General features: G+C 64.9%; 27 protein-coding genes, 3 tRNA genes and 1 pseudogene. 17 read left to right on the top strand and 14 right to left on the bottom strand.

Annotation, left to right across the window (positions count from 1 at the left end; all coding sequences use genetic code 11):
- Positions 1 to 139 precede the first annotated feature (139 nt).
- The 3 genes from ACFMO3_RS07535 to ACFMO3_RS07545 all read left to right on the top strand — a co-directional run bounded on the left by ACFMO3_RS07535 (position 140) and on the right by ACFMO3_RS07545 (position 2,109).
- Positions 140 to 400: a hypothetical protein gene (locus ACFMO3_RS07535; RefSeq protein ID WP_376789807.1), complete on the top strand. Its 261-nt coding sequence runs from the start codon at positions 140 to 142 to the stop codon at positions 398 to 400.
- A 218-nt stretch (positions 401 to 618) separates the two neighbouring features.
- Complete coding sequence (locus tag ACFMO3_RS07540) at positions 619 to 1,317, top strand: hypothetical protein (RefSeq protein WP_376789808.1); 699 nt, start codon at positions 619 to 621, stop codon at positions 1,315 to 1,317.
- 126 nt (positions 1,318 to 1,443) lie between these two features.
- Positions 1,444 to 2,109, top strand: coding sequence for a lytic transglycosylase domain-containing protein (locus tag ACFMO3_RS07545; protein WP_376789809.1), 666 nt, complete (start codon positions 1,444 to 1,446; stop codon positions 2,107 to 2,109).
- Between the two features lie 107 nt (positions 2,110 to 2,216).
- Here the strand turns inward: ACFMO3_RS07545 and ACFMO3_RS07550 are convergent.
- Positions 2,217 to 2,308: transfer RNA gene (locus ACFMO3_RS07550), tRNA-Ser, on the bottom strand.
- Between the two features lie 99 nt (positions 2,309 to 2,407).
- Positions 2,408 to 2,498, bottom strand: a tRNA-Ser gene (locus ACFMO3_RS07555).
- A 268-nt stretch (positions 2,499 to 2,766) separates the two neighbouring features.
- Here ACFMO3_RS07555 and ACFMO3_RS07560 point away from each other — a divergent pair.
- Together ACFMO3_RS07560 and ACFMO3_RS07565 are read left to right on the top strand one after the other, a co-directional pair.
- On the top strand, positions 2,767 to 3,480 hold the full coding sequence (locus ACFMO3_RS07560) for a rhomboid family intramembrane serine protease (protein WP_376789810.1): 714 nt from the start codon (positions 2,767 to 2,769) through the stop codon (positions 3,478 to 3,480).
- Positions 3,481 to 3,670: 190 nt separating this feature from the next.
- Positions 3,671 to 4,369 (top strand): response regulator transcription factor, encoded by a 699-nt coding sequence (locus ACFMO3_RS07565; RefSeq protein ID WP_376789811.1) that lies wholly within the window; start codon positions 3,671 to 3,673, stop codon positions 4,367 to 4,369.
- Between the two features lie 80 nt (positions 4,370 to 4,449).
- Here ACFMO3_RS07565 and ACFMO3_RS07570 read toward each other — a convergent pair whose 3' ends face one another.
- The 3 genes from ACFMO3_RS07570 to ACFMO3_RS07580 all read right to left on the bottom strand — a co-directional run bounded on the left by ACFMO3_RS07570 (position 4,450) and on the right by ACFMO3_RS07580 (position 8,193).
- Positions 4,450 to 5,703 (bottom strand): hypothetical protein, encoded by a 1,254-nt coding sequence (locus tag ACFMO3_RS07570; RefSeq protein WP_376789812.1) that lies wholly within the window; start codon positions 5,701 to 5,703, stop codon positions 4,450 to 4,452.
- 93 nt (positions 5,704 to 5,796) lie between these two features.
- Positions 5,797 to 6,324 (bottom strand): hypothetical protein, encoded by a 528-nt coding sequence (locus ACFMO3_RS07575; RefSeq protein ID WP_376789813.1) that lies wholly within the window; start codon positions 6,322 to 6,324, stop codon positions 5,797 to 5,799.
- Between the two features lie 30 nt (positions 6,325 to 6,354).
- Positions 6,355 to 8,193, bottom strand: a complete 1,839-nt coding sequence (locus ACFMO3_RS07580) for a DUF2207 family protein (RefSeq protein WP_376789814.1) — start codon at positions 8,191 to 8,193, stop codon at positions 6,355 to 6,357.
- 142 nt (positions 8,194 to 8,335) lie between these two features.
- Here ACFMO3_RS07580 and ACFMO3_RS07585 point away from each other — a divergent pair, with 142 nt between their 5' ends.
- Entirely contained in the window at positions 8,336 to 8,761 is a 426-nt protein-coding gene (locus tag ACFMO3_RS07585; protein ID WP_376789815.1) for a hypothetical protein, read from the top strand.
- A 27-nt stretch (positions 8,762 to 8,788) separates the two neighbouring features.
- Here the strand turns inward: ACFMO3_RS07585 and ACFMO3_RS07590 are convergent, their stop codons facing one another.
- The 8 genes from ACFMO3_RS07590 to ACFMO3_RS07625 form a co-directional block, all read right to left on the bottom strand.
- Entirely contained in the window at positions 8,789 to 9,808 is a 1,020-nt protein-coding gene (locus tag ACFMO3_RS07590; RefSeq protein ID WP_376789816.1) for an alcohol dehydrogenase catalytic domain-containing protein, read from the bottom strand.
- Entirely contained in the window at positions 9,805 to 10,203 is a 399-nt protein-coding gene (locus tag ACFMO3_RS07595; RefSeq protein WP_376789817.1) for a cupin domain-containing protein, read from the bottom strand. The genes ACFMO3_RS07590 and ACFMO3_RS07595 overlap by 4 nt, the downstream gene beginning before the upstream one ends.
- A gap of 318 nt (positions 10,204 to 10,521) precedes the next feature.
- Positions 10,522 to 11,823: a dihydrolipoamide acetyltransferase family protein gene (locus ACFMO3_RS07600; protein WP_376789818.1), complete on the bottom strand. Its 1,302-nt coding sequence runs from the start codon at positions 11,821 to 11,823 to the stop codon at positions 10,522 to 10,524.
- 20 nt (positions 11,824 to 11,843) lie between these two features.
- On the bottom strand, positions 11,844 to 13,901 hold the full coding sequence (gene pdhA, locus ACFMO3_RS07605) for a pyruvate dehydrogenase (acetyl-transferring) E1 component subunit alpha (RefSeq protein ID WP_376789819.1): 2,058 nt from the start codon (positions 13,899 to 13,901) through the stop codon (positions 11,844 to 11,846).
- Positions 13,894 to 14,850 (bottom strand): sugar-binding transcriptional regulator, encoded by a 957-nt coding sequence (locus ACFMO3_RS07610; protein ID WP_376789820.1) that lies wholly within the window; start codon positions 14,848 to 14,850, stop codon positions 13,894 to 13,896. Before ACFMO3_RS07610 ends, pdhA begins: the two co-directional genes overlap by 8 nt.
- Positions 14,851 to 15,012: 162 nt before the next feature.
- Positions 15,013 to 15,657, bottom strand: coding sequence for a sensor histidine kinase (locus ACFMO3_RS07615; protein WP_376789821.1), 645 nt, complete (start codon positions 15,655 to 15,657; stop codon positions 15,013 to 15,015).
- Positions 15,658 to 16,010: 353 nt separating this feature from the next.
- The gene (locus ACFMO3_RS07620; RefSeq protein WP_376789822.1) at positions 16,011 to 17,366 is read right to left on the bottom strand and encodes an ATP-binding protein; all 1,356 of its coding nucleotides are present in this window, start codon (positions 17,364 to 17,366) and stop codon (positions 16,011 to 16,013) included.
- 100 nt (positions 17,367 to 17,466) lie between these two features.
- Positions 17,467 to 18,951: a LysM peptidoglycan-binding domain-containing protein gene (locus ACFMO3_RS07625; protein ID WP_376789823.1), complete on the bottom strand. Its 1,485-nt coding sequence runs from the start codon at positions 18,949 to 18,951 to the stop codon at positions 17,467 to 17,469.
- A gap of 248 nt (positions 18,952 to 19,199) precedes the next feature.
- On the opposite strand from ACFMO3_RS07625, the gene ACFMO3_RS07630 reads away from it, so the two are divergent.
- The 8 genes and pseudogenes from ACFMO3_RS07630 to hpt all read left to right on the top strand — a co-directional run bounded on the left by ACFMO3_RS07630 (position 19,200) and on the right by hpt (position 23,460).
- Complete coding sequence (locus ACFMO3_RS07630; protein WP_376789824.1) at positions 19,200 to 20,183, top strand: P1 family peptidase; 984 nt, start codon at positions 19,200 to 19,202, stop codon at positions 20,181 to 20,183.
- Between the two features lie 81 nt (positions 20,184 to 20,264).
- Entirely contained in the window at positions 20,265 to 20,612 is a 348-nt protein-coding gene (locus tag ACFMO3_RS07635; RefSeq protein WP_376789825.1) for a hypothetical protein, read from the top strand.
- A gap of 279 nt (positions 20,613 to 20,891) precedes the next feature.
- A tRNA-Gln gene (locus ACFMO3_RS07640) sits at positions 20,892 to 20,966 on the top strand.
- 141 nt (positions 20,967 to 21,107) lie between these two features.
- Entirely contained in the window at positions 21,108 to 21,440 is a 333-nt protein-coding gene (rplU, locus tag ACFMO3_RS07645) for a 50S ribosomal protein L21 (RefSeq protein WP_376789826.1), read from the top strand.
- Positions 21,441 to 21,452: 12 nt separating this feature from the next.
- On the top strand, positions 21,453 to 21,749 hold the full coding sequence (gene rpmA, locus ACFMO3_RS07650; protein ID WP_376789827.1) for a 50S ribosomal protein L27: 297 nt from the start codon (positions 21,453 to 21,455) through the stop codon (positions 21,747 to 21,749).
- Positions 21,746 to 21,952 (top strand): annotated as a pseudogene (gene rpmE, locus ACFMO3_RS07655) (50S ribosomal protein L31); the annotation flags it as partial. The gene rpmA and the pseudogene rpmE, both read left to right, overlap by 4 nt.
- Before the next feature lie 257 nt (positions 21,953 to 22,209).
- Positions 22,210 to 22,800 carry a thymidine kinase gene (locus ACFMO3_RS07660; RefSeq protein ID WP_376789828.1) on the top strand — a complete coding sequence of 197 codons (591 nt, stop codon included), beginning with the start codon at positions 22,210 to 22,212 and terminating at the stop codon, positions 22,798 to 22,800.
- 33 nt (positions 22,801 to 22,833) lie between these two features.
- The gene (hpt, locus tag ACFMO3_RS07665; protein ID WP_376789829.1) at positions 22,834 to 23,460 is read left to right on the top strand and encodes a hypoxanthine phosphoribosyltransferase; all 627 of its coding nucleotides are present in this window, start codon (positions 22,834 to 22,836) and stop codon (positions 23,458 to 23,460) included.
- A 115-nt stretch (positions 23,461 to 23,575) separates the two neighbouring features.
- On the opposite strand, the gene ACFMO3_RS07670 is transcribed toward hpt, so the two are convergent.
- A complete protein-coding gene (locus ACFMO3_RS07670) occupies positions 23,576 to 24,562 on the bottom strand; it encodes a sugar phosphate nucleotidyltransferase (protein WP_376789830.1) in 987 nt (328 codons plus the stop codon).
- 232 nt (positions 24,563 to 24,794) lie between these two features.
- Between ACFMO3_RS07670 and ACFMO3_RS07675 the strand changes: the two genes are divergently transcribed.
- The 3 genes from ACFMO3_RS07675 (at position 24,795) to ACFMO3_RS07685 (ending at position 26,703) form a co-directional block, all read left to right on the top strand.
- Positions 24,795 to 25,361: a phosphoribosyltransferase family protein gene (locus tag ACFMO3_RS07675; RefSeq protein WP_376789831.1), complete on the top strand. Its 567-nt coding sequence runs from the start codon at positions 24,795 to 24,797 to the stop codon at positions 25,359 to 25,361.
- Between the two features lie 14 nt (positions 25,362 to 25,375).
- Positions 25,376 to 26,281: a CoA transferase subunit A gene (locus ACFMO3_RS07680; RefSeq protein WP_376789832.1), complete on the top strand. Its 906-nt coding sequence runs from the start codon at positions 25,376 to 25,378 to the stop codon at positions 26,279 to 26,281.
- Positions 26,282 to 26,352: 71 nt separating this feature from the next.
- Positions 26,353 to 26,703, top strand: a complete 351-nt coding sequence (locus ACFMO3_RS07685; protein ID WP_376789833.1) for a hypothetical protein — start codon at positions 26,353 to 26,355, stop codon at positions 26,701 to 26,703.
- The last annotated feature ends 21 nt before the right edge of the window (positions 26,704 to 26,724 follow it).

The raw sequence follows: 26,724 nt of genomic DNA on the forward strand, positions 1-26,724 counted from the left end.
GAAGGACAATAAGGGCATTGGGGCTCGCGCAACCTCCCTGAGGGGTTCGAAAGGGACAGGCCATCGCAAGCCCTTCGGGAAATCCCATCCTGAGCGATGGTCCTTTTCATCCAGCGTGACCACTGGAGGGGTCGTTCGAATGGAGAAGATCCAGCTGTTTTGCGATCGGGCCGGATGTCAGGCCCATGAAGGCGCGTGGGTGCATCGGGTGCAGGCGGAAGAGTGGATCGTGGAGTTGGAAGGACACGCCCTTCGTTTCATGGAAAGCGGCATTTCCCCCATCTGCCCGCTCTGCGGCTACCCCCTGCTCTGGCCGGTGGAGCGGATGGAAGGAACCACGCCAGCTTCCCCGGAGGAGCAGGAGCGGTTGAGCCTCTGGCTGGCCACGCTGCCCGAATAAACCCCTGTTTGGGTGAACGCGCTCCCATGGGCAGACGGTGCAGGATGCCGGTCCCCTCTCCCGCCCTGCCTGACCCCCAGTAGCCAGGCCAATGAAGCGCAGCAGACGCCCAGAGCCTGTGTGAGAAGAAGCGCCCGCGAAGGCCCGGACTTGACGCCCCATCCGCCCAGTGATATGATGAGGCTGCGGATTAGAACAAATGTTCTAAGGAGGCTCGGATGGTCTGGCATGGATTCCGAACGGCTCAACCGGAGGGTCTGGCCTCCCAACCGAACCGCGAGAAGAGGATACCTCCGGCCTCGAGCGGGGAGATCGGGGTGCCGCTGGTGGTGGGGCTGATGATGGCCGGGGGATGGCTGGCGCTGGAGTGGTTCAATTACTCAGCGTCTCAATACGCGTTGACCACGCTCTTCGGCAACTTAACAGCGGATGGAGTGACCTGGGGGATGCTGCTAGCCCTGGGCCTGTGGTTGGTGGATTTGTCGGGTCTGCTCTATCTTTCGCTCCCCCAGGAGCGGGAGAAGCCCGGCTTCTGGTATGTGCTGGTGGCCTGGCTTCTGGCCTCGGGGGCCAATGCCCTGCTCAAGTGGTGGGCCGTCACCCTGGCGCTGATGGCCTCGCCGCTCACGCAGACCGGCACGCCCCGCACGGCCTGGGTCAACGCCATGATACCCTACATCCCAACCGCCATAGCCTTCCTGGTTTGGACGGGCCGGGTCCTCTTGGTGAGCACGATGATGGGGCTGCTGCTGCCCGCGGCGCGCTGGCTCGCCGATCGCCTCCAGGCGTGGGCGGATTCCCGGATCGCCCAGATGTCGGAAGCCGCGGAGGAGACGCGAGGGGCCGCTCCCGGACCTCGTCTGATCGCGCCGGAGGACCAGGAGGCCACGCGACGACAGCGGGTCGGTCCGCGTTAATCGGCCGGTGCAGAGAGCAGGGGCGCCGGGACGCGGGGCTCCTGCCCCGGTGCCGATCGAGTCCAGAGACGGCAGAGCGGGCCGCTCCCCCCCTTGAATGCTGGAAGGCTCGCGGAGGTGGAGGCGATGTGGACCCTGGAAGCGCAACGCTGGGTTACGCGCGGTCTTCCGTTGGGGATTGCCATGCTGGCGGTCCTGCTGTTGACACCGCTGGCCGGGTTGGTGGCCATGGCCCTGAATCCAGAGGAGGCCATCCACCTCTCCCCCTTCCCGGCCCCTCACCGCGGAGGAGAGGAGGGAAGGGGTTTGGCCCCTTTGTTTACGCCCGAAGTGCAACGCTGGTCGGCGCAGATCCTGGCCTGGGCGCAGGCTTACCAGCTGGATCCCAATCTGATCGCCACGGTGATGCAGATTGAATCCTGTGGGGATCCGCTGGCTCGATCCTCCCGTGGGGCCATCGGGCTCTTCCAGGTGATGCCCTTCCATTTCGGAGCCCGGGAGGATCCGTGGGATCCGGAGACGAATGCGCGCGCCGGGCTTTCGTATCTGGCAGAGGCGTGGCGCAAAGCGGGGGGCGATGTCGCGGGTGCCCTGGCCGGCTATAACGGAGGCCACACCGTCATCGGGCGCCCAGAACGCTGGGGCGAGGAGACCCGACGCTATGTCTACTGGGGAGTGGGCATCTACGAGGACGCCCGGCGGGGAGCGACCCAAAGCCCCCGGCTCCAGGAGTGGCTGGAGGCCGGCGGGCGTCACCTGTGTGAGCAGGCGGCACGACGGATCATTCGATAGGTGAAGAGGATCACCGGATGGTCCAGCCCGGCACCCCCATGGATTGCACACCGTTCGATGGAGGATGAAAAACGGGGCAGCGCCTGAGGCGCTGCCCCGCGGGCAGGCGGAGGGGGAGGGATTCGAACCCTCGAGGGAGGCTTTTCGCACCCCCCACCGCTTAGCAGGCGGTCCCGTTAGGCCACTCCGGCACCCCTCCATAGCGAACAGGACGATCCGGGTGACCGATCCCCCAGTCACCCGGATGACCCATGGACTTCCCAGCGACCCGCCATGGGCCCCTGGAGCACCCCGCAGGCGGAGGGAGGGGGATTTGAACCCCCGAGGAGGCGCTCAGGCCTCCTAGCGGTTTTCAAGACCGCCGCCTTCAGCCGCTCGGCCATCCCTCCATCAGCAATTATGCCCAGCCCTCCATTCTCCGTCAAGCCAAACGATCAAGGGCTACCGGGGATCTCTGCCGGAAGGCGTTCGGGATCAGCCTGACCCCTAATCCTCTCAAAACCCGCCGGGAAAAAGGAGGGGACCATCCAGCCTGCTCCCTTCGCGCCCAACCACCATCCCATCGATCCAGGCCAGCACATAACGCTCCGCCTCCGCCCTACGGTTTCCTCCAACAGAGGTATAATGGGTTTTGATCTTTTCGCCAGGGATTTCCAGATGATTCCCATCAGTGACAGCCCGCGAAGCCGAACGATTCCCATCGTCAACTGGACGCTGATCCTGGTGAATGCCCTGATTTTCCTGTTCGAGCTCTCGCTGCCTTCGCGGGCGCTGGATCGCTTCCTGTTTACATGGGGGGCGGTGCCCATTCGGATCTGGGGCGCCATCCTGGGGCATGCGGATCCCTTCTGGCTGATCACGTTGGTCACCAGCCAGTTCCTGCATGGGGGGTGGGCTCATATTCTGGGCAATATGCTCTACCTATGGGTGTTCGGGGACAATGTAGAAGACCGCATGGGCCACATGCGCTATCTGGTTTTTTATCTCCTCTGCGGGGTCATCGCCGGCCTGATCCAGACCTTCGTCCTCTTCGGCTCCCGGGTCCCCCTGATCGGCGCCAGCGGGGCCATCGCGGGGGTGCTGGGCGCTTACCTGGTTTTATTCCCGGGGGCGCGGGTGACGGTGCTGGCCCCTTATTTCTTTTTCGGCCTGGGCTTCTTTGAAGTCCCAGCGGCCGTGCTGCTGGTGATGTGGTTCCTGCTCCAGTTCATCAATGGCCTAGCCGCCATCACCACGGCAAGCCCATCTGTGGGGGGCATCGGTTGGTGGGCGCACATCGGCGGGTTCGTGGCCGGCTGGCTGCTCGTCCGCTTCTTCGCCCGCCGCCCCCAGCCTCGCCCAGCCTGGCCTCCAGACTGGTATGAATGGTAAGAAAGCCGGTTCCCTGTCGATGCCGCCGGCTTTCCACCCAGTGGTGGAAAGCCTCTCCCCACTAAGGTAAAATCTAAGCCAAAATCTCAGAATAGTCTTGGAAACTATAGATTCGCCATCAACTGAGAAGCGTGGCTTACGGGGATCGTCGGGGGGGTCGACCAACCCGGGGTGGAGGTAAAGGGAAACGATGATGAATGGGAAAGCGCTGATCCTACTGATAGATGACGATCCGTTGTTACGGGAGCTGTTGACGCGGACCCTGATCCAGGAGGGCTATGAGGTGCTCGCAGCGGGCACCGGGGGGGAGGGGCTTTCGCTGTTCGACCTCCACCATCCGGATGTGGTGATCCTGGATGTGCTGCTCCCTGACATCGAGGGCTGGGAGGTCTGTCGACGCATCCGGCGGGTCTCCACGGTGCCGATCCTTTTCCTGACCGCTTTAGAGGAGATCCCGGACCGAGTGCGGGGGCTGGTTCTGGGAGGGGATGATTATATTGTCAAGCCTTTCGCGGTTGAGGAGCTGCTGGCCCGCGTGGAAGCGATCCTGCGGCGGGTGCGCCAGGCCGCCCCTGCCGCATCGCCGATCCTGGAGATCGGGAACGGCACCCTGGTGATCGACCGGGAACGGCGGCAGGTGCGATTCCAAGGCCAACCCCTGGATCTCTCCCCCATCGAATACACGCTCCTGGTTTATCTGGCCGAACGGGCCGGGCGAGTGGTCTCTATCGCCGAGCTGCTGACCGCCATCTGGGGAGGGACCCAGGAGGGATCTCTGCAAGCCCTCCGTTGGTATATCTGGAACCTCCGCCAGAAGATGGAAGCTAACCCCAAGCGTCCACGTTGGATTCAGACCGTGCGTCGTTATGGCTATCGTCTGAACCCCTAAGCGGGCGACTCCGTTCCCGCGGCGCAGGGGTGGGGATCACCGCTCATCCTGGGAGGCCGGATCCATGGGCTTTTCCCGCCTCATGGTTCCCCTAACAGGGGGAGCAGAATGGGATGAACATCGCACCACGGCTCCCCATCGCTGTATTCCAGAAGGCTTAGGCTGGCCAAAAACTCCCGGGTGCGCTCGTTGTTGATAAAGGTCCGCGTGCGATGGTAGCGCAGCAACTCCCCGTAGTCCTCCGGCCGCAGGGTTCCCCGATAGTCGTTCTGCAGCTGGATCACAGCGCTGCGCATCTCGGGGAGGCCGATCCGATCCTGGCCGGCGGCAAGCCCATGCAGGATCGCCGACTGGACCAGTTGAATCAGCGTGAGGGGGATCCCGCCGCTCATCCGAACGGCCAGATCGATCGCCTCCGGATCGATGAGATAAGGCTCCACCCGGCGCTCCACCATCTCCCGCATCACCCGGTGCCCTTCAGGCCGCAGCTGGCCATGGCGATCGTAGACCATCACGTTGGGGACGATGAACCGCTCGCTGAAATGGTTGCGGATCTGAAGGAACTCGCGGGCATAACGCAGGGCGATGGGGAAGGTGAACAGGATATGCGCGCGCAGCTCCGCCAGCAGGGCGGCATGGTTCAGGAAAAGCCCCATAGCTCGCTCGAAAGAGAGCTTATCCAGATCCTCTACCACCACCAAGACGGGCCGGCGGGCGTTGGAGCGGATTTCCTCGATCAGCCGGTTGGTTCGGGATACCAGCTCGAAGAGCCGCAGCTCCGCCCGTTCCCGGACCATCCGCCGGGTGCTGCTCTCGGTCTTGACCCGCCCTTCAAGCTTCAGGGCCAGGAGGTTGAGGGCCGCTTCGGCGGAGGCTTCGCGCGAGGGGCTGACCATTTCCTCCTCCACAATCTCGTGGGTCAACCAGCGGTAAAGGTCCTCCAGCATTCCCATCCCTACCAGGCCCCGCTTGCGGCCTTTCAGAACGCGTTCATCGGTGGCCTGTTGGAGCAGGCGCAGGGCAATGGCCAGGATGAGATCTACATAGGTGAGGTCCGTGAGGTTCAGGATCTCCAGAACCGAGAAGTGCACAATGAAGAAGCGTCCCTTCAGAAGGCCTGTCAGGCGGTTGAGCTCGGTGCTCTTGCCGCTCCCCCGGTGGCCGGAGAAGAGCACCTTCACCGGCTCGTCCATCGCCTCCAGGTAGGCTTTCAGCTCTTGGGTGGGAACATCCGGCCGCTCCACGTAATACGCGGCCAGGGCTCGCCCGGATAACGGAACCCGGGGGTCGAAGAGATTCAATGCCTCTTTCAATGTGCGCGCACGAACCGCCATGGGCCCTCCCCGAGGACGATCATGCCTCGCAGACAGCCGAAGGGGCGATCCCCCCTTCCTGCAGCTCTCTGAGCCGCCGGAAGGGAAGAAGGGTCACCGGGCGAGGAAGATCTCCGCGCCGCAATAGGGGCAGCGGATCACCCCTTTCCCGGCCAGCTCCAGCGCCCCGCCGCAGTTGGGACATTTGCCGGCGTCCCGCAAAGCTGCTGCCTCGGCCGAATATAGCAAGCCCTCCGACCAGTTGATGTATCCGGAGAAAAGCCCCATGTGCACCAGATCATAGATCCACGCCCGCACCTGATCCCGGCTCGCCCGCAGCTCCAGGGCGATATCCGAAAGCGCGACTTTCCCCCGCGCCTGGATCATCCCCAGAAGCTGACGCTGTTTCTCCGCCACCTCCGCCTCCCGGGCCTCCACACCTCCCCGCCGCCATAAATAGATCCCCGCAATGAGCAGGGGGGAGAACACCAGAAAAATCAGGAAAGCCCCCAGCGCGAAGCCCCCAGGCGTCAGCTCCGCCCGGACCCGCTGGATGGCCAGGAAGCCGAGGAAGGCCATCTCCAGGAAGACGCTGGCGCCGATCATCAGGATCCCCAGGGTCTGCATGGTGCGTGGATGCATACAGCTTCCCCCTCTCGGATGAAGAATGGATTATCCGAACCCGCTTCGGCCCCCGCCGCCCCCCCTGCCGCCGAAGCTCCCGCCGCCGCTCCAGCGCCCGCCGCCTCCCCAATCCGAAGGTGGACGGCTGACAAACGTATCCGCGGCCGCGTTGAGCATGCTCGTCAGGCCCTCAGCAAAGGCGTTCAAACTGCCGGTCAGGGCGCTCGCCGCATCATCCAGCGAGGGAACCCCCAGCCCCCCCGAAGCGGGAGCGGGCGCGGCATGGCCCGGGATCCTCCCCGGCGCGGAAGCGGGGCGCGGATCGATCCACGGGCGATACCACGGCGGCGGCGGAAGATCGGGGGCCAGCTCCTGCCACTGCCGCAGGAACCGGCGCTCCATCCCGAAAGCGATCGCATAGGGAAGATAGGCCTCAAGCCGTGCCCGCGCCTCCTCCGGCGCCATCTGCTGAAGCCGGCGCAATCCCTGAGCGAAGGCCCGCCAGCGGGCGGCCAGCTCCGCGCCTTTCCGGGTTTTCCGGGGCATGTGAGGGGCGATCAGCCACCACGCGAGGGATGTTCCCCCCAACCCCACGACGACTGCCCACATCCCCCACAGCCCATGACCGCTCCAGTTCCCCGCGGCGATGCCCGCCAGCACCGCCAGGCCGCCGAACCCGAAGGCCAGGAACTGATAGCCGCCCCGCACCCGATCGGGACGGCCGGCAAACCACCCCGCCTGGGCGACCGCCCGATACAGCGCCGCTTCGATCTCCGGCAGGCGATGGGCGAAGCGATAGCGAAGCTCCCCCATACGGCGAACCGAGCTTCCGTTGAAAAGGGCACGCAGCAAAACCGCCTCAAAGGGCCGCAGATCCCTTTCCTGTCCGGTCCGCCGAAGGAGGAATTCCCGGCGAAAGCCTTCGCGAACCTCCTCGATCGTCAACACCCCTCGCCGGGCCAGATCCACCACCGTCGCCAGGATGTCTCGCAAATCCGCCCGCTCGTCCAGCAGCACGCCCACCATCGCCGGAGGATCCGCGGAAGGCGGCTCGGCAAGCGAATCCGGCACAACCCCGACATAGGGATCCCGCCCCCGCGCTGCCCATAGCGCCAGGGCCAAGGCCGGTCCGCCGATCAGCAGCAACACCCCCATGGCCAGCAGCCCCAGGTTATACAAGGGCAGGCGGTCCTCCTGGACCTGCCAGGCCGGAGGCTCGGGGGGCAGGATGCCATGGGGGAACTGAACCCGGATCTCGAAGGACTCATCCGGCTGGAGAGGACGTCGGGCCTGGAAGCGCACCGTCCGTCCCCCTTCCAGGATCTCCCCATCCGCCGGGCCATAAGCGGCGATCCGCTGGGCCGACGCCCCGGGGGGCAGGACCACCGTGACCGTGCTATGGCGGATCTCATACGCATGCTTGGCGGGAAGCGGATTCCACCACAGCTGATCCCCCTCCGGATATCGCCGGATCGCGCCCTGGACCTGATAGCGCAGATGGAAAGTTCGGACCGCGTTCGTCGTGGGCGGGAAAAACCACCGAACGGTGATCCCCTCACGGCTTTCCTCCACCTCATAGGTAAACGGCTGGCCAGAAGACGCGCGACGATAGGTCGCCTCATCATCCTGGAGATCCAGGATGGTGATCCCCTCCGTGCGCCACAGGGGGATCTCCCGGAACCCCCGGCGGAACGTCCCATTGAAACGGATCGTTTGATGCTCGGTGATCTCCATGGTGCCGTCTAACTGCACGCGGATCTCCACATCGAAGCGCTCCGCAACGGCCATCGCGGATTGAGCGTGGAGAGCCGTGGCAAAGCTTCCCCAGATACTGAGCCCAAGCAACAGCACAACGCTCCACCGGATCCACTTCCTTGCACCCTTCATCGGAGATCCTCACTCTAGAATTCACATGGTGGGGAGGGGCCCCTATATCCTATGGATTCCAGCCCAACCGGTAACATATGCCGTTCCGGCTTGATTGTAACCGGAGTCGGGCGTTCCAGTAACCCGTCTCATCGCGGAGCCATTGGAGCCGTTCGCGGCGGAAGGCCTCCGGGAGCGCTTCCCTGCTGGCGCTTGTGCTTTACAGGGGGTGTGCCTGATCAGCGAGGGCTTCCGGGCGGAGCGCCTCACGTGGCTGGGATTCGGTGTGCCGCACCTGCTGGCCTTCGTGGGCATGCGGATCGGAGAATGGGGCCTGGTCCGAACGGATCAGGCCGACTCCGGGATCGTTCGGCTCGAACGGGAAGGCGGGCAGGCGATTCGCCCCTACCGCCCCCGGCGCCTTGAGGAAAGCCGAGCCCCTCGCGAACGGCTATCCTCCGGAGGAGCCCATCCCTACCGGAGGTGTCCAATGCGCAGGATCCGCACCCTTGGGATCTACCTGGCCTGGAAGGATGACCTCATCTACGATCGGGGGGGCGGAAGATCGACGGCGCATAAAAGGGTTTGACTCACGGAATCCCCAAGCCTCACCCGGCTACGGATAAACGAGCACCTTTAATGCCTCATAGGCCCGCATCGCCTGATAGCCCTGGGGGGTTTCCTCCAGCGGCAGCCGGTGAGTGATCAGGCGCTCCACAGGAAGGCCTTCCGCAAGCAGGCGCAGTGCCTCCTGCATATCCGACGGACCGGCGGAGTAACTGGGGATCACCCGGATCTCCCGGAAATACAGCGTGTGGACATCCACCGGCCAACGGGCCTCGGGCGGCGTCGGCGTGAACAGCAACAGGGTTCCTCCAGAGGCCACAAGGGCCCACCCCAGCTCGATCGCCTCCACGGATCCAGGGCCCACCACGACCAGATCGGCCCCCAGCCCCTCGCTCTCCGCGCGGATCCGTTCGGCCGCTTCGGGAGCGGGGACCGGGACGATCCCGAGCTGCGCGCCGATCTCCAGGCGGGCGGGGATGCGATCGATCCCCCAGACCCACTCCGCCCCCCACCAGCGCGCAACCATCCCATGCAGCAACCCCATCACCCCCAGCCCGATCACCGCCACTCGATCCCCGGCGCGCAATCCGGCCCGCCGCAGGGCCTTCACCACCGTTGCCAGGGGCTCCGTGAACGCCGCGACCTCGTCGGAAACATGCGGCGGGATCGGGAGGAGATCCCGTTCCACGATCGGAGGGGGGACGATGGCATACGTGCTCAGCCCGCCCGGGATCAGGCGGGTAGACCGCCAGGTTGGGCAGTGCACGTAATCGCCCCGCTGGCAGAACCGGCAGGCTCCACATGGCGCATGGTGGTGCACCACCACCCGCTCCCCTCCCTGGAAGGAGGTCACCCCCGGCCCCACTTCCACCACCTCTCCAACCAGCTCGTGGCCGGGGGTGAGGGGCGCCTTCCGGGCCATATACCAGTCCATGATCTCCCCTGGGCACAGGCCGCAGACCCGGATCCGCACCAGCACTTCCCCTTCGGCGAGAGGCCGCAGAGGCACATCTGCAATGCGGAGATCCTCCCGGCCGTGATAGATCACCGCCCGGGTGTGAGCGATCATCCCGTCTCCTCCAGTTGCTTCCTCTGAAGCAGCGCCTTATTCGGGATCACACATAGGAACCCGAAAGGCTCCTCGCCGATGTTCTCAAACTGATGGAGCTCCATGGGCGGGATATAAAGCACATCGCCCGCCTGAACCTCCACGATCTCCGAACCCAGGCGGGCGCGGGCGCGCCCTTGCAGGACCACCACGCCGTGGTCATGGGGATGGAGGTCCAGGCTGGAACGGCATCCGGGAGGGAGCTCAAAATAGCGGAGGGCGAAATAGCGAGCGTGCTCCCGGGGGCCGATCAGCACCCGCCGGGATCCACACACTCCTCCCGGTCCGGTGTAAGGGACCACAGGCACGCCCTCCCAGTCCCATCCCTCTGGCTTCCGCCGATGTACGATTCCCATGGGGAGGCTGCCTCCTGTCTTCACCTATCTTGCGGCGCCTTCAGAAAAGCTTGAGGCCGGCGCCAGACCAGCGCCCACAAACCGAAATAGAGAGCCAGATACGCCAGCGCCAGGATCAAGCGTGGAAGATCGGTGCGATAGCCACTCAGGATTCACCATATTGCGGAAACTCACCGGCCGTGCCAGGGTCGCGATCGCCAGGGCCGGCGAGATCCCATGCTCAACATCTCGCATGATCACCAGACGCTCAGATCACGTCACTTTCTGGGTCCCCACAGACGAGACGACCCAGCTGAAGATTCCGCCATCCAAGTCCTCCTATCCCAGCATGATCCCCGGGCGTTCCAGAACCATCCGCAGGTCGTCCAGGAAGCGGGCGGCCTGGGCGCCGTCTACGATCCGGTGATCCGCCGTTAGGGTCAGAGTGGCCATCAGGCGCACCTCCACGCGATCCCCCTCGCCGACCGCCGGCCGCTTCGCCACCCGGCCCACAGCCAAGATGGCCGCCTGGGGCGGGTTCAGGATCGCCGTGAATCGATCCACGCCATACATCCCCAGGTTCGACAGGGTGAAGGTCCCTCCCTGCACATCCTCCGGGCGCAGATGTCCCTCCCGCGCCCGCTTCACTTTCTCCTCCAGAGCCTGCGCGATCTCCATCACCCCTCGTCGATCGACATCGTGGATCACCGGGACCACCAGGCCCTCGGGCACAGCGACCGCCACGCCGATGTTCACGGCTTCCCATTCCAGGATTTCTTCCCCTTCCAGAGTCGCGTTGAGCGCCGCATGCCGCCGTAACGCCCAGGCACAGGCCTTCACCAGCAAGGCCGTCAGGGTCACCCGGGGCCCGCCCTCCCGCTCTGCCCACGCCGCCAGATCCTCCACCAGGGCCAGCGCCCGGCTCATCTCCACGTCCACGCTGACCGTGAACTGGGGCGCTTCCCGCACGCTTCGGAGCATCCGCTCCGCGATGGCCCGCCGCATCCCGGTCAGCGGCACTCGCCGACGGATCGCCGGAGGGGCGGGGGCTTCCGGCGCTGCAACCCGGGACAAGGCCTCCGCCGCCCGCCGCACATCCTCCGACTGGATCCGGCCTCCAGGCCCGGTCCCCCGCACCGTGTGCAGATCCACTCCCAGCTCCCGGGCCAGTCGCCGCGCCGCAGGGACCGCGGGGATCTTTCCTTCCGCTTCCACCGGAGCACGCCGGGCTAAGGAAGCCTCCACATCCGCTTTGGTCACCCGCCCACCTGGCCCGGTGCCGGCGATCGTATGCAGATCCAGGCCATGGGCCCGGGCAATGCGCTCGGCCACCGGGGTCGCCCGGGGGCCCTGGGGAGCCGCCGGCATGGAGGGCGTGGAGGGAGAGGCTTCCTCGACTTCGCCGGGCTGCAGAATGTAGGCGATGGGCTGGCCAATGGGCACCACCTCGCCAGGCCCCGCCCGAATCCCCACCAGGGTCCCGCTGGCCGGCGCCTCCACCTCCATGGCGACCTTATCGGTCTCCACCTCCAGGATGGGCTCGCCCTTCGCCACCGACTCTCCCTCCCGCTTGAGCCAGCGGAGAATCTTCCCGCTCTCCTGGGCCATCTCGAACTTGGGCATAATCACCGGGACCGGCATGCGTTCCTGAGCCTCCTCCATCAGATCTCCAGGCGCGCCAGCCGCCGGGCCGCCTCGACGATATCTTCCACCTGGGGAACCGCCGCCCGCTCCAGACGCGGATGATAGGGAATCGGGACGTCCGCACCGCCCAGCCGCACGATGGGCGCCTCCAGATACGCGAAGGCTTCGCTCTGGGCGATGGCAGCGGCCAGCTCCCCCCCGAAGCCCCCCAGCCGCGGCGCCTCGTGCACGATCAGCAGCCGGCCTGTCTTCCTCACGGAGGCGATCACCGTCTCCGCATCGTAGGGTTTCAGGGTGCGCAGATCGATCACCTCTGCCTCGATCCCTTCCGCCGCCAGCCGCTCCGCCGCCTCCAGGGCACGCAGCACCATCACGGAATAGGCCACAAGGGTCACATGGCGCCCGGGCCGCCGCACCGCTGCCCGTCCCAGGGGGACCACATACGGCTCCTCTGGAACCGGCCCACGGGTTCGATAGAGCAGCTTGTGCTCCACGAAGATCACGGGGTTCTCCTCGGCCAGGGCCGCTAGCAGCAATCCTTTCGCATCGTAAGGCGTGGCGGGCGCCACCACTTTCAATCCGGGCACGTGCACAAACCACGCTTCCAGGCTCTCGGAGTGCTGGGCCGCCGCCCCCGTACCCGATCCGCCAGGAAGGCGCAGCACCAGGGGAACCCGGGCCTTCCCGCCGAACATATAGCGGACCTTGGCCGCCTGGAGGACCGTTTGCTCCATGGCCAGGGTGACGAAATCCATGAACTGCATCTCCACGATCGGGCGCATGCCGGTGAGAGCAGCCCCCACCCCGGCTCCTACAATGGTGTTCTCGGAGATCGGCGTATCCCGCACCCGATCCGGCCCAAACCGCTCGATCAGCCCCTGGGTCACCCCGAAGGCCCCACCATAGACCCCGATGTCCTCCCCCATCAGAAAGACCCGCTCGTCGGCGGCCATGGCCTGGGCCATCGCCTCCCGCAGAGCCTCCATGTAAGAGAGCTCCCGCGTCCCCGGAGGGGGCTCCACAGCCGTTCCCGACCCAAACGCCTGGCGGATCCAGAGGGGCGGCATAGAGGGATCCTCTGCATAGACCCCTTCGGTCAACTGGTCTACCCGAGGCTCGGGGTCCCCTTCGGCGATCTGCAGGGCCTCTTCAACGGCCTGTCGGGCCCGCGCCTCGATCTCCGCCGCTTCAGCCTCCGAGAGCCATCCTTGGGCGATCAGCCAGGCGCGGAAACGAGCGATTGGATCCCGGGCCATCCAGGCCTGCACCTCCTCTTTCGTGCGATAGACCTGGCGGTCGCTCTTCGAATGTCCCTTGTAACGATAGGTGATCGCTTCGATGAGGGTGGGGCCTTCCCCACGCCGGGCCCGCTCCACCGCCGCGCGCACCGCCCGGTAGACCGCCAGGACGTCCATGCCATCCACCGTCTCGCCGGGGATGCCGTAGGCGGCCGCGCGGTCCGCCACCCGGGGCACTGCCATCGCCTTCCGGATCGGCATGGACATCGCGTACTGATTGTTCTCGCAAAGGAAGACCACGGGGAGTCGCCAGATGGCGGCCATGTTCAGGCCCTCATGGAAGTTGCCGTGGTTGGCCGCCCCGTCGCCGAAGAGGCATAGCACCACCCGGTCCTGCCCCTGCATGCGGATGCTGAGCCCCGCGCCGACAGCGATGGGGATCCCGCCGGCGACAATACCGTTGGCGCCCAGATTCCCCCGCTCCAGATCAGCCAGGTGCATCGACCCACCCCGTCCCCGGCAGACGCCCGTCTCCTTCCCCAGCAGCTCCGCCAGCATCGCTCGGATATCCTGCCCCTTCGCGATGGCATGGCCATGGCCGCGATGAGTGGAGGTGATATAGTCATCCGGACGGAGAGCGGCGATCGCTCCCACGGCCACCGCCTCCTGGCCGATGGAAAGATGCATGGTGCCGTGCATCTTCCCCGCCGCGTAGAGCTGCTCGACCGTCTCCTCAAAGGCCCGGATCAGATGCATCTGATAGAGCCATTCGATCAGGCGCTCCCGGGGGAGATCGAGGGCGACCTCCAGAGTGGAAACCATCGATATGTCATGCATAGACCATCGCTCCCTCCAGAGTTAAGACAGCGACAGCAGCTTCCGCATCGGTGACCAGCACATCGACATAGCCGCCGCGCAACGCGGCCCGGATCGCGGGAGCCTTCGCAACGCCCCCGGCCACAGCGATCACCGTGGGGATCCGACGCAGCGCCTCAAGCTCCAGGCCGATCACCCGACGGTTCAGGGGGTGATCCAGAGGGTTCCCCTCCGCATCCAGCGCCCGGGCCAGCACATCCCCTACGGCCCCGGCGGCCCGAAGCGCTTCCAGATCGGATTCCGTCAAATAGCCGGCCCGTCGCAGGCTGGAGAGCCGGGGATCCACCGAGCCGATCCCGATCAGGGCCACATGGACCCCGCGGGCCAGATTCAGGGTCTCAGCGATCGCCCGCTCGCCCCGTAGGGCCCGGGCCACCGCCTCGCCCTCCACCAGCAGCGGCGCGTGGAGATGGCGGACCGGAGCATTCAGCTTCTCCGCCAGCCAGCGGGCGAGCTCCGGACCATCGATCATGGGATCGCCGGTGCCCAGCGCGCCGATGATCTGAACCACCTGGGCCCTGCTCACGGGAAGCTCCGGCATCGCTCGCACGACTTCGTATACAGCCGTTCCCCAGCTCACCCCGATGCGGATCCCCGGACGCAGCCGTTGTTGCAACGCCCGGGCCCCCAGCTCTCCCAGGCGGCGCAGGAGCGAACGGGGATCGGAAGGAGGATCCGCCAGAACCAGGGCCTCGCGAAGCGGGAAAGCATCCTGGAGGGCTTTCGCGAGAAGGGAATCGGTCTTGAGGGGATGTCGAACCCGGATCTCCACCAAGCCCCGGGCCCGAGCTTCCTTGAGGTAACGCGAAACCATCGAACGCGAGCAGCCCAGCCGCCGGGCGATCGCCGCCTGATCCAGCCCCTCCTCGTAATACCAGGACGCAATCTCCGCCAGCCGCTCGTCGTCCATGGGAGGGCTCACAAATGTGAAAACAAGATCAACTTTTTCAGACACATTGTATGCCTAAGAAAGCCTGCTGTCAAGGCACGAACACGCCGTGCCGCATGGCAACAACCAGGGTGCGGGCCCCTTCGCTGCCTGCACCCCGGTCCTGCCTGGAGCGCCCGCTCTCTATTCCCTCCCCCGTGTTTCCCCGGCGTGAGGGGCTACGGGGAGCCAGATATAAAATGTGCTCCCCGGGCATCGGGTTTCATCGTAACCCGGGCTTTCCACCCAAATCCGCCCGCCGTGGGCCTCGATGATCCCTCGGGCGATGGGCAACCCCAGACCTGGTCCCGCGCCCTTAAACTTCACCGATCCGGTGGAGTGAAGCTCGATCGGCCCCACCCGATAGAACTTCTCAAAGATCAGCGCCTGATCCTCTGGATCGATCCCGATCCCTGTGTCCCGCACGGCGATCTCCACATATGCCGACGATCCCTCCCCCTCTTCCGGGGAAACCGATCGAGCGCGGATGGTGATCGTCCCCCCATCGGGCGTGAACTGGATGGCGTTCTGCACGATGTGACGCAGAGCCTGCACCAGACAGGTCAAATCCCCATAGATTACGGGGAGATCCCCCATGGGCTCGAGGATCAGCTGCTGGCGGCGTTCGGCGATCGCCCTTTCCAGAGGCTCCACCGCCATGCGGATCAGGGTGGGGATCTGGATGGAGATCGGATAGATCGAGAGGGTCTTCGTGTTGATCTGGGAGATATCCAGCATGGCGTTGACGATCTCCTCCAGACGGAGGGCTGAGCGGCGAAGCCGTTCCATGGCTCATCGTCATTTATTTCCCCCAACAGGGGGAACCGAATGACCGGCCCCTTCCGGCTTCCTCGACCCGTGGCTCGTAGACCGGCTCTCCGCCGTTCCGCCGCCAGAGGGATCTCCACAGGCATCCCTTCCCGGGGAACTCCCGGTAGGGCCCGTCAGGTGGGCCCGGCCTGTAAATCGCTAACGCTGTCACCCCCCAGCAGCCCCAGGGCCAGGATCCCACCCAGCGGAATCCCGAATCGGAAACGGCGGCGACCAGTTAACCATGTTGTTATCCCCAATCCGATTGGGGAAATCCTTGGGATAAAGCGGCGGGGAAGGCGGTGTGTTCTGCTGCTTCGCAAAGGTCCCTTCTACTTGAGGATATAGTAGGTCCCGCGCTTCTCCCCGATCTTCAGGAGGATCCCGCGCCGGACCAGATCCGCCAGATCCAGCCGGAGCGTCTCGGGGGAGACCCCGGGGCACAGCTGCTGGTATTCCCGGTTGGTGATGCGCCCATGCTCCCGGACGTATTGCAGCGCCTTCAGCTGGCGCTCGTTCATAGGGGGTTCCCCCACGGGAACCGGCGGGCGCTCCTGTCGATTATAGAGAATCACCGTGAAGGAATAAGGTTGGGCGATGAACTTCGGCTGGGGATGGCCGGCCCGCACCATCTCCTCGATCATCCGATCGATCCCGAGACCTAGCTCCTCGATATATCCCCAATAGAACAACCCCGAGACGATCCGCGGGTTCCGGGAATAATGCTCGTCCACAATGTTATCCAGCGTGATATGCCCGGGTAACCCTCCCGGGCTGCTGACCTCCAGTCGATCGGCGAACTTTCGGATCTCAATCCGACGGCCCCGCAGCCGATAATCCCGATGGCACACCGCGTTGACGATCGCCTCTCGCACCGCAAAAGGGGGATACTCCGGCCGCTCCTCGCGCTCCAGGCCTCGCACCACAGCCCCCACCTGCATCTCATCCCACACGATCTTCCACGCCTGCTCGACGATCCGTGCCAGCGGCCCCCCGATCTCCTCTCGACGCGCATATCCCGGCAACCCCCCCTCGCCATGCGGGGTCGTCCCCGGATATTTGACGAACACGACGCCGCTCTGGGGGAGGAACCGCTGCGGCTGCTTGCCGAACAACAGGATCCCCGCCACCGTGGGCTGCCCTGAGGGGGTCAGGGCCCCGATCTCCACCAGCAGCTCCTCCACGCCCCCGGCAATGGGCCGGCGCTGACGGGCTGCCCGTTTGGTGAGGTATTCCGCGATCATCGCCTCATCCAAATCCTCCCGGGTGGCGCCCGAGACCACCTCCGCTTCATAGTCGCCGACGGATTTCATCGCCGCCAGCTGCTGGATCTCCCGCCCTTCCAGGGGTCGATTCTCCGCTCCCCGTCGGATCAGGACCCGACCGTCGTCCAGGCTGTGGAGCTCCGGGCTGCGGGGAATGTGAAGGAGGATAATGGTTCTTCCATCCGCCTCGTTCAGCTCCCATCGGATCTGGATGGGGGGGCGACAGCGGAGCATAGCCTGCCGGAGGGCATCCTCCACTTCCTCGGGATCCGCTCCGATCGCTTTGCCCTCCGCATCCACCCCGATCACCAGGACACCGCCGTCCGTGTTGGCGAAGGCCACGAGCGTTTCGGCGATCTCCTGAGGATCCGGATCGCTTAAAAACGCCTGCAACACCCCGGGCTTGCGGAAACCGTCCCGCATGGAGGGCACTCCCATGGCCTGGACGAGCGTCTATGATTATATTACGGGTTGCAGACAGACGGACGCGGTCAGACTGAGATCCGGAAGGGAAGCAGAGGGATTAGGGCGCCCGGATCCCGTTGCGGAGTTCATCTTTACACGCACACGCGATCTTCTGCTCATCGCCTCGAACCATCGTCCCCTCATAGAGTGCGAAGCTGGGATGGGCCTCCCAGCCCCCGAGACGAAAGGGGCGCCCGGGTTCGATCGGCACCCACTCCCCGTTCAGGCGACGGGCCAGATGGACATGAGCCGCGTCCGCAAACCCGCCCTCACAGGAGGGATGCCCGAGGGGATCCCCCACTCGGACGCGAGTGCCCGGCGGGACACGGCCCTCCGCGGCGATGTGAAGATACACCATTACCCAGCCGGTCTCCTCCCGCCCATCCCCATCCGTATCCAGAACCACGAGGCCTTCCCCTGTGCGCACGACCACGCCGTCCGCGACCGCCCGCACCCAGTAGTGGGAGATGGCGCATCCCTCCACATCCGGCGGCGCGAAATCCAGCGCGCCCCACGCCGCTCCATTCCCCCAGCCCCCGTGCGGCCCGCCTGTGAAATACCAAAGCTCTCCATCCCCCCATGGCAACTGCCAGGCGGGTTCCGGGGACATCGACGGCGCAGGCCCCGGGCGGAACGGTTCCCCAAAGAGCGCACGATACACGGCCGGGAACCCCGAGGGACCCACCGCCCGGGCCCAGGCTTCGGGAGGGAGCACCGCCGCCAAGAAGGCCTGCACCGCAACCGTCCCGGCGTTCAAGCCATCGGCCACCCGCACCCGCCGCCCATTGGCGAACCGTATGGTCCCCATGTGGCGCCCCTTAAAGCCGTAATAGCCATCGTTCAACCGATCCGCCGCCCAGTTCAACTGCCGGTAGAGACCCTCGGAACCCGGCTGCTTCCAGCCCATCGGGTAAAGCCGGGCCTGGTCATCCACCGGTTCCCCGCGCACCCAGCCGCTTTGCATCTCCAGCAGGGTCAGCAACACCCGCGGGCCCACGCTATGATTGCGCGCCACCTCTTCCACGATCTCGATCCCCGTCCGGGCCCTTCCCCCAATGATCTCTTGATAGCGGCTCAGATAACCACCTAACCGGCGGATCGCTTCTGCGGTGGAGAAATCCCGATACGCGGGCCCATATACCAGCTCGGAATCCGGGATCAACTTGAGCGCCGGCCCCTGGGCCTTCACCCCCACTGGGATCCACAAGGGTTGCCCGATCTGAAGACGCTGGGGATCGAGCCCGGGGTTCAGCGTCAGGATCGCCTCCACGGTTGTCTGGAACTGCTGGGCCAGAGCCGCCAGGGTATCTCCCGCTTGCACCAGGTATAACTCCCGATCCGGATCCCCCCCGGCGCGCGGAGGATCCGGCGTGGGCGTCCTCCACGCAGGTGAGGGCATCGCGGGAAGACGCTCCAGGGTCCCGAGAGGGGAAGGCTCCGCTGGAGCCACCCGGGCCTGACAGGCGATCCCGACCAGACAGATCCATCCGATGAGCGTGCGTCGCGCCTTCTGGATCCCGAATGTCAATCCCCCGCATGCCATTCCAACATCCCTGACCCGAAGGATAGAAATCCCCGCCTGCCCTCGATCCGCGCCCCTCCCTTGTGGAGGGCTCCTCCCCACGATTATGATCCCGGTGGGAATTCAAAGGAAGGGATCGAATCCCGACCGTCCCCGGCAGGCCCCGCCGAAGGTTCCCCATGGGATCACGAACGCGACTAAGATAGAGGGGGATTCCCTTCATGCTCTTCCTGGACCATCCCATCCCTTTCTGAAGTGGGAGGAGGGAAATGGCGTTACGCCATCATGCGATCACCGATGTGCCGGGCATCCGCGTGGGCCACGCCCACGATCTGGAGGCGCTCACCGGAGTTACGGTCGTGCTCTGCGAGAAGGGCGCCGTCGCCGGTATAGATCAGCGCGGGGGCGCGCCGGGGACGCGGGAGACGGACGCTCTACGTCCTATGCACCTGATTCAGGAGGTGCACGCGGTGGTGCTGGCCGGCGGCAGCGCCTTCGGCCTGGACGCTGCCTCCGGCGTGATGCGCTATCTGGAAGAGCAAGGGGTGGGCTTTGAGACCCCGGGTGGACGGGTGCCCATCGTCCCGACCGCGATTCTGTATGATCTGGGGATCGGCGATCCCCGGGTTCGCCCGGACGCGGCGATGGGTTACGCGGCCTGTCAGGCCGCGACCGATGGGCCGGTGCCCGAAGGCAACGTGGGGGCAGGAACCGGCGCAACCGTGGGCAAGATCCTGGGCATGCCATATGCCATGAAAGGAGGGATCGGCACCGCCTGCCTGGAGATCGGAGATGGAATTCGAGTCGGCGCGCTGGTCGCGGTCAACGCCCTCGGCGATGTCGTGGACCCCCACACCGGCGCCATCCTGGCGGGCGCCCGGCGCCCGGATGGCCAGGGATTCGCCGACACGATGGCCGTCCTGCGCGTCCTGGCCGGCCAGATTTCCCTGAGCTTCCGCCGGCGGATCCCTGAAAACACGGTGATCGGCGTGGTTGCGACGAATGCCCGGCTATCGAAGGAGGAAGCGAACAAAGTCGCCCAGATGGCCCATAACGGCCTCGCCCGCACCATCCGCCCGGCGCATACCATGCTGGACGGCGATACGATGTTCGCGCTGGCAACCGGCGAAAAGGAGGCGGATGTCAGCATCATCGGAGCCTTCGCCGCTGAGGCGGTGGCGGAGGCCGTGATCCGCGCGATCCGAGCTGCCGAAGGCATCCCCGGGATCCCCGCATGGCGGGATTTCCAGTAGGGGCAACTCGGACGGCTGCCTGCAAGGGGCCAATGGGTGGGCCCGGCCCCCAGATAACGAATCCGGGAAAGGAGCGTCAAGATGTCTCGATTTGATCGGGGTGGGATGCAGATCCTCGGGCTGACCGGGCTGGCGCTGGGGATCGCGGTGCTCTTCAGCGGGCTTCAGGGCGGCCTCACCCCCCACCGGATCTCCGACGGCCTGTTCTGGATCGGTCTGGCTTACTTCCTCATCGCCGCGTTCCCGGCGGTGGCGGAGATGGGAGGCAACATGGCGGCGCCATGGCAGGCCATGCGAGAGCAGCGACCGCTGGTGGAGGTGCTCCACGATCACCGGGCGCGCTACGCGCCCTGGATGGCGATGACATGGCGCTTCGGGCTGGCTGCCCTCCTGTGCCTGGCCCTCGGCCTGGGGCTGGGCCTTCAGTAGGGAATCCGACAGACGGATGCAGGACAGGGGAAAAGGGGCGGCCCCGCACCCTGGAACGGGTTCGCAGGACGGGCAATCCTGAGATCGTGACTTACCGTGGGGAGCCCATTGCGCAAATTCTGCCCCCGCCACCGGAAAAACCCAGCGCATGGCTGGGCGCCTTCCAGAACTCCGGCGGGCATTGTGGGCGACATCGTCGAGCCCACAACGGATGAGACCGTATGGGAGATTCTGCGCTTGACCGAGGGCGCAGGCCCCGTGTAAAATGAAGAACGGCCCTGCGGGGTGGTGTAAGGGGCAACACACCGGACTCTGGATCCGGGTATGGAGGTTCGAGTCCTCCCCCCGCAGCCAGTGGAAGGGGCCGCCCGGGGCGGCCCTTTCTTCATCACCCGGCCTCTTCGATCGGTGAACTCCCCGGCCTGGGGCAGGCCGGAGGCGGGCATCTTGAACACGCCTATCCCCAAAGCCCTGCGATGCACAGGAGGTCCTATCGTGTTCGCTGTGGTCGAAATCGGAGGCCATCAATATCGCGTGAAGGCAGGCGATCAAATCCAGGTCGAAAAACTTCCTCTGCAGGCCGGTGCCTCGCTGGAGATCGACCGGGTTCTGATGGTTGGGGAAGGGGAACAGGTTCGGATCGGCCAGCCGGTCATCCCGGAGGCCCGGGTGCGGGCGACCGTGCTGGGACATGGGAAGGGAGAAAAGATCATCGTCTTCAAATACCGGCCGGGCGCCAAGCGTTACCGGCGTAAGCAGGGCCACCGCCAGACCTACACGGTCCTGCGCATCGACGCGATTGAAGCCGGCGTCCGGGCATCGGCATAAGGGGAGGCAACCATGGCCCACAAGAAAGGTGGCGGCGCCAGCCGCAATGGGCGAGATAGCGAATCCAAACGCCGTGGCGTAAAGCGGTTCGACGGCCAGTTCGTGCGGGCCGGCAATATCCTGGTCCGCCAGTGCGGCACTCGGATTTACCCGGGCAAGAACGTGGGGATGGGCCGGGATTACACCCTCTTTGCCCTGATCGATGGATATGTGCGCTTCGAGTTCATGCGCGGCGGCCGGAAACGGGTGAGCGTATATCCAGAGCCGGTCCGCCCGAATGGCGCGTCCCCAAACGGAGGTGAGGCATGAAGCCGGGAATTCACCCCTCATGGTATCCCAACGCCCAGGTGATCTGCGCCTGCGGCAACACCTGGACCACCGGCGCGACGGTGCCGGTGATCCGGACGGATGTATGTTCGAAATGCCATCCGTTCTTTACCGGCGAGCAGCGGATCGTCGACAAAGAAGGCCAGGTGGATCGCTTCATGCGGCGTCTGAGCGCCCGGGATGAGGCCTACCTGAAGGCGCGGGGGGAGCGAGCGCAGCGCCGTAAGCGGAAGCAGGCTGTGGTGGAGGTCGTCGAGGAGCCGGGGGAGATCCTCGAGACCATGGAAGGAGAAAGCGAGGGCGAATAAAACAGTGCGGGCGGGTTCTGGAAGGGCCCGCTCGCATTGTTTTTCCCTTGGACGCATGCCCCGGGCTCGAATCCAGGTGCCCACGCCCTTGGAGCCCTTCGAAGATCCAGCGCCCTGATCCGGGAGGAAAGCGCATGGACTCGATGCGGACAGGCTGGGTGGAAGTGATCTGCGGTTGCATGTTCAGCGGCAAAACCGAGGAGCTGATCCGCCGGCTCCGCCGCGCCCAGATCGCCCGTCAGCAGGTTCAGGTGTTCAAACCCCTCCTCGACACCCGCTATGGAACCGAAAGAGTCCGCTCCCACAACGGCCTGGACATCGAGGCTATCCCGGTTCCCCATGCCCGAGCGATCCTGGAGCACCTTCACCCTGGGACCACGGTAGTGGGAATCGATGAGGCCCAGTTCTTTGACTGGGAGATCGCCGACGTGGTCCAGGAGCTGGCCGAGCGGGGGATACGGGTCATCGTGGCCGGCCTGGATATGGATTTCCGAGGTGAGCCGTTCGGGCCGATGCCCCTTTTAATGGCCCAGGCCGAGCAGGTGGATAAACTCCAAGCGATCTGTGTGGTATGCGGGGCGCCGGCCACCCGGACCCAGCGGCTCATCAACGGGCGGCCCGCTCGCTACGATGATCCGGTGATCCTGGTGGGGGGAAGTGAAACGTATGAGGCCCGCTGCCGCCGCTGTCACGTGGTTCCCCGGGATCCCCTCGATCCCCTTTAGAGACCGGGCCACCGGGCTGGAATGGAGGCTGGAATGAAGGAGACGCTGGTGGAAACCCCATCCCGCTGGGGATGTGAGGATCTCATTGAGCGCATCCTGATCCCCCCGGATGTGTTGCAGCGTCGGATCGCCGAGCTGGGAGCGCAGATCTCCCGGGATTACGCGGGCAAAGACCTGGTGCTGGTCTGCGTGCTGAAGGGCGGGGTGATGTTTCTGACCGATCTCATGCGCCATATCACGATTCCCCATGAGATCGATTTCATGGCGATCACCAGCTATGGGATCGGTGTCCGCCAGTCCACCGGAGTCGTGCGCATCCTGATGGATCTCCAGACTAACATCGAAGGGCGCCATGTGCTGATCGTGGAGGACATCGTTGACAGCGGCCGAACGCTGGACCATATCTTGCGACTCCTCTGGACGCGTAACCCCGCCACGCTGCGGGTCTGTGCATTGCTGGATAAGAAGGCCCGACGCGAGACCCACGTCCCCCTGGATTACGTGGGCTTCCAAATCCCCAATGTTTTTGTCTTCGGCTACGGGCTGGATCTGGATGAGAAGTTCCGCAATCTCCCCTTCGTGGCTGTGCTCCGGACTGAGGGTTTGGAGGCGATCGAGGACACAGCGGGCGCTCCCCTCGAGACCTCCGATGAGCGCTGAGCATCCCGGAGCGCTCCCCTGAAGCGGGGGAACGGGATCAGCCGCCGCGGGCAGCCCGCCCGGCTTCCCTACATGGCCTTATTCCGGACGGGGCCTCATCGCCGCGGATCCTCCTCTATGTGAAATCGATGCTGGAGGAATCCCCCACATTGAACCGCCGGAACCGCCCCCCTACATAGGCGTCCCGCCCGATCAGGGATTGCTCCAGGACAGCATTCACAATCCGGGCCCCGCTATCCACAATGGAGTCTCGGATGATCGCGTTCTCGATGAAGCATCCATCCGCAATAGTCGCGTAAGGGCCGATCACAGCATGGCGCACATGGGCGCTGGGGGAGATAAAGACAGGGGGGATGATCACCACGCCCTCCCGCTGAGCCTCCCAGGAATTGTCGTGGCCATGGGAAAGGAGATATCGGTTCGTCTCCAGCACAGCCTCCGGCGTCCCGCAATCCACCCATACGTTCACCTCTCGAACCCGCAGCCGCTGGCCATACTCCAGGAAGATGTTCAGCGCATCAGTGAGGAAATACTCGCCCCGCGTGCGGATGCCGCGGGCCATCAGCTCCTCACAGGCCTTGACCAGCAGGGGACCATTGCGAACGTAATACATCCCAATCACCGCCAGACGGTTCTCCAGACTGGTCGGCTTCTCCACAAACCGTGTGACATAGCCCCTCGCGTCCAGCTCCACCACCCCGAAACGGCGGGGATCATCGACCTCTTTCACAAAGGCGATCCCATCCGCATCCAGGGCATCCAGATCCTGAAGATCGGCCTCAAACAGGGTGTCTGCGAAGATGATCACGATGGGGCCATCGATGTAATCGCGGGCCAGCCAGAGGGCATGGGCCTGCCCGAGGAGCTCCTTCTGCTCCACATAGCGGGCCGGCAACCGGTAAACGCTGTCCACATAATGCTGGATCTGCTCGCCCAGATAACCGACGATGAAGATGTATTCCACCGGATTCAGGGCCGTCAGTTTCTCCAGAATGTAACCGAGGAAAGGTTTGCCGGCGACGTTGATCAGCGGCTTCGGCTTGCTGTAGGTGTGTGGACGCAGCCGGGTTCCAAACCCAGCCACCGGGATCACCGCTTTCATCGTGCTGCCTCCCCACTGCGAGATTCCGTTGCCGTAAGGATATCCGGTTGCATTATAACTTGGATACCCCTTTGATCCTCAAAGCTCCACAGGGGAACCCACCGCGTAACTCGCGGACGATGCCATGGTGGTGGATGCCGAGAAGGCAGGCCTCCCCTTCCCGGGCTATTGGAAAGACAGGGTGGTGAGTTGGGTTATAATAGCTTCGGCATCCCGGCGGGAGGTGGACCCCATGCGCCCGAAGCGCGAGACCTATACGGTGGAGATCGCGGGGCTGGTCCGGCATCTTCCGCTGTTCGAGATCGCCCCTGGCGTGCGCATCGCGATCTTCAATATGCTGGGAGACACGGAGGTGGTCCTGGCAGCGGCCAAAGAGCTGGCCAAACGGATCCCCAAGGAAGCGGAGGTCATCGTCACCCCAGAGGCCAAGGCGATCCCTCTGGCTTATCAGCTTTCGATTGAGACCGGCCTGCCCTACGTGATCCTGCGCAAGAGCTATAAACCCTATATGGGCGAGGCGCTGAGCGCGGAGACCCTCTCGATTACGACGGGGCAACCTCAGACGCTGTATCTGGATGAGAAAGATATCGAACAGGTTCGGGGTCGGAAGGTGGTCCTGGTGGATGATGTGATCTCCACCGGATCGACCCTGCAGGCGATGCGCCTGCTCATGAACAAGGCCGGGGCCATCGTGATCGCGGAGGCGGCCGTATTCACAGAAGGCGAGCGGGCCCGGTGGCGCCACATTATCTCTCTGGGACATCTCCCCATTTTCACGAACAACGTCCGGAAGGAATGACTGGGGCGCACGCGATGCCCAAGCGCATGTCCTTGGCCGAGGCGATCGCCAGTTATGTCCATGATGGGGATCTGGTCTACCTGGCTGGGTTCACCCATCTGATCCCCTTCGCGGCCGGGCATGAGATCATCCGTCAGCGGAAGCGAGGGCTGATCCTGGCTCGCGCTACTCCGGATTTGATCTACGACCAGATGGTGGCGGCCGGATGCGCGCGGCGGCTGATCTTCTCGTGGGCCGGGAACCCTGGCGTGGGAATGCTCCATGCCATCCGCCGGGCAGTGGAAGCAGGGGAGATCGAAATCGAGGAATACACCCATTTCGCGATGGTGGCGCGATTGACGGCAGGGGCGGCAGGGCTGCCCTTTATGCCGATGCGGCCCTCTGGCCACGATCTGCCCCAGGTCAACCCTCATTACCGGGAGATCACCTGTCCATTCACCGGCGAGCGCCTGATGGCCGTCCCGGCCCTCCAGCCCGATGTGGCCATCGTGCATGTCCAGCGGGCGGATGAGGAGGGAAACGCCCAGATCTGGGGCATCATCGGGGAACAGAAGGAAGCCGCCCTCGCCGCCCGACGGGTGATCGTAACCGCCGAGGAGATCGTCCCCTCCGAGGTAATCCGTCAGGATCCGAACCGGACGGTGATCCCGGGCTTTCTGGTGACGGCCGTCTGTCATGTGCCCTATGGCGCCCATCCCTCTTACGCCCAGGGCTATTATGATCGGGACAATCGGTTTTATATGGAATGGGATGCCGTCTCCCGGGATCCGGAGCGCCTGAAAGCATGGCTGGAGGAATGGGTCTATGGGGTTCCCGACCGGGCGGCCTACTGGGAGAAGCTGGGGCCGCAGGTCCATCAGCGGGTGGCGATCCGCCCGGCGTGGAGCGCGCCAGTGAATTATGGGGAGGTGCTTGATTAGGGGGCGCGCGGATCGGAGCCACGCGGGCTTCCCTCGCAGTCACCGGATCTGACATGAGAGCGGAGGAAACCATGCTGTTCATCCGGTATCCCTACGTGCGCTGGTTCATCGCCCTGCTCATGCTGATCTGGGCTGGGATCGGGATCGGGGCCCGGCCTCAGGGCCCGGCTTGGATCGGTATCATCCTGGCGCTGGGGATGACGGCCCTGGCGTGGATCCACCCCCCCGGGGTTTACTCCTGGCTAATCACCCCGACCTGCCCACAATGCGGCGGCCGGCTCCGCTGGTCCATTCTTCAGCCCGATGAGCATGATCCCTACATAGAGGAAGTCCGGGTCGTCTGCACCCGCTGCGATTGGAGCCGGACGGAGTTCCGAAACCAGGTCGGGCCGCTCACGGCAGGGCCGACCTATCCGGAGTGAGCCGCTGCGGATCCATTGGGT

This window comes from Thermoflexus sp., from assembly GCF_042408815.1.
Taxonomy (GTDB): domain Bacteria; phylum Chloroflexota; class Anaerolineae; order Thermoflexales; family Thermoflexaceae; genus Thermoflexus.

What these genes read in the sequence shown, in the direction of transcription:
- ACFMO3_RS07535 (WP_376789807.1), top strand. Translation starts at nt 140, where the DNA reads ATGGAGAAGATCCAGCTGTTTTGCGATCGGGCCGGATGTCAGGCCCAT.
- ACFMO3_RS07540 (WP_376789808.1), top strand. Translation starts at nt 619, where the DNA reads ATGGTCTGGCATGGATTCCGAACGGCTCAACCGGAGGGTCTGGCCTCC.
- ACFMO3_RS07545 (WP_376789809.1), top strand. Translation starts at nt 1,444, where the DNA reads ATGTGGACCCTGGAAGCGCAACGCTGGGTTACGCGCGGTCTTCCGTTG.
- ACFMO3_RS07560 (WP_376789810.1), top strand. Translation starts at nt 2,767, where the DNA reads ATGATTCCCATCAGTGACAGCCCGCGAAGCCGAACGATTCCCATCGTC.
- ACFMO3_RS07565 (WP_376789811.1), top strand. Translation starts at nt 3,671, where the DNA reads ATGATGAATGGGAAAGCGCTGATCCTACTGATAGATGACGATCCGTTG.
- ACFMO3_RS07570 (WP_376789812.1), bottom strand. Translation starts at nt 5,703, where the DNA reads ATGGCGGTTCGTGCGCGCACATTGAAAGAGGCATTGAATCTCTTCGAC.
- ACFMO3_RS07575 (WP_376789813.1), bottom strand. Translation starts at nt 6,324, where the DNA reads ATGCATCCACGCACCATGCAGACCCTGGGGATCCTGATGATCGGCGCC.
- ACFMO3_RS07580 (WP_376789814.1), bottom strand. Translation starts at nt 8,193, where the DNA reads ATGAAGGGTGCAAGGAAGTGGATCCGGTGGAGCGTTGTGCTGTTGCTT.
- ACFMO3_RS07590 (WP_376789816.1), bottom strand. Translation starts at nt 9,808, where the DNA reads ATGATCGCTCACACCCGGGCGGTGATCTATCACGGCCGGGAGGATCTC.
- ACFMO3_RS07595 (WP_376789817.1), bottom strand. Translation starts at nt 10,203, where the DNA reads ATGGGAATCGTACATCGGCGGAAGCCAGAGGGATGGGACTGGGAGGGC.
- ACFMO3_RS07600 (WP_376789818.1), bottom strand. Translation starts at nt 11,823, where the DNA reads ATGCCGGTCCCGGTGATTATGCCCAAGTTCGAGATGGCCCAGGAGAGC.
- pdhA (WP_376789819.1), bottom strand. Translation starts at nt 13,901, where the DNA reads ATGCATGACATATCGATGGTTTCCACTCTGGAGGTCGCCCTCGATCTC.
- ACFMO3_RS07610 (WP_376789820.1), bottom strand. Translation starts at nt 14,850, where the DNA reads ATGGACGACGAGCGGCTGGCGGAGATTGCGTCCTGGTATTACGAGGAG.
- ACFMO3_RS07615 (WP_376789821.1), bottom strand. Translation starts at nt 15,657, where the DNA reads ATGGAACGGCTTCGCCGCTCAGCCCTCCGTCTGGAGGAGATCGTCAAC.
- ACFMO3_RS07620 (WP_376789822.1), bottom strand. Translation starts at nt 17,366, where the DNA reads ATGCGGGACGGTTTCCGCAAGCCCGGGGTGTTGCAGGCGTTTTTAAGC.
- ACFMO3_RS07625 (WP_376789823.1), bottom strand. Translation starts at nt 18,951, where the DNA reads ATGGCATGCGGGGGATTGACATTCGGGATCCAGAAGGCGCGACGCACG.
- ACFMO3_RS07630 (WP_376789824.1), top strand. Translation starts at nt 19,200, where the DNA reads ATGGCGTTACGCCATCATGCGATCACCGATGTGCCGGGCATCCGCGTG.
- ACFMO3_RS07635 (WP_376789825.1), top strand. Translation starts at nt 20,265, where the DNA reads ATGTCTCGATTTGATCGGGGTGGGATGCAGATCCTCGGGCTGACCGGG.
- rpmA (WP_376789827.1), top strand. Translation starts at nt 21,453, where the DNA reads ATGGCCCACAAGAAAGGTGGCGGCGCCAGCCGCAATGGGCGAGATAGC.
- ACFMO3_RS07660 (WP_376789828.1), top strand. Translation starts at nt 22,210, where the DNA reads ATGGACTCGATGCGGACAGGCTGGGTGGAAGTGATCTGCGGTTGCATG.
- hpt (WP_376789829.1), top strand. Translation starts at nt 22,834, where the DNA reads ATGAAGGAGACGCTGGTGGAAACCCCATCCCGCTGGGGATGTGAGGAT.
- ACFMO3_RS07670 (WP_376789830.1), bottom strand. Translation starts at nt 24,562, where the DNA reads ATGAAAGCGGTGATCCCGGTGGCTGGGTTTGGAACCCGGCTGCGTCCA.
- ACFMO3_RS07675 (WP_376789831.1), top strand. Translation starts at nt 24,795, where the DNA reads ATGCGCCCGAAGCGCGAGACCTATACGGTGGAGATCGCGGGGCTGGTC.
- ACFMO3_RS07680 (WP_376789832.1), top strand. Translation starts at nt 25,376, where the DNA reads ATGCCCAAGCGCATGTCCTTGGCCGAGGCGATCGCCAGTTATGTCCAT.
- ACFMO3_RS07685 (WP_376789833.1), top strand. Translation starts at nt 26,353, where the DNA reads ATGCTGTTCATCCGGTATCCCTACGTGCGCTGGTTCATCGCCCTGCTC.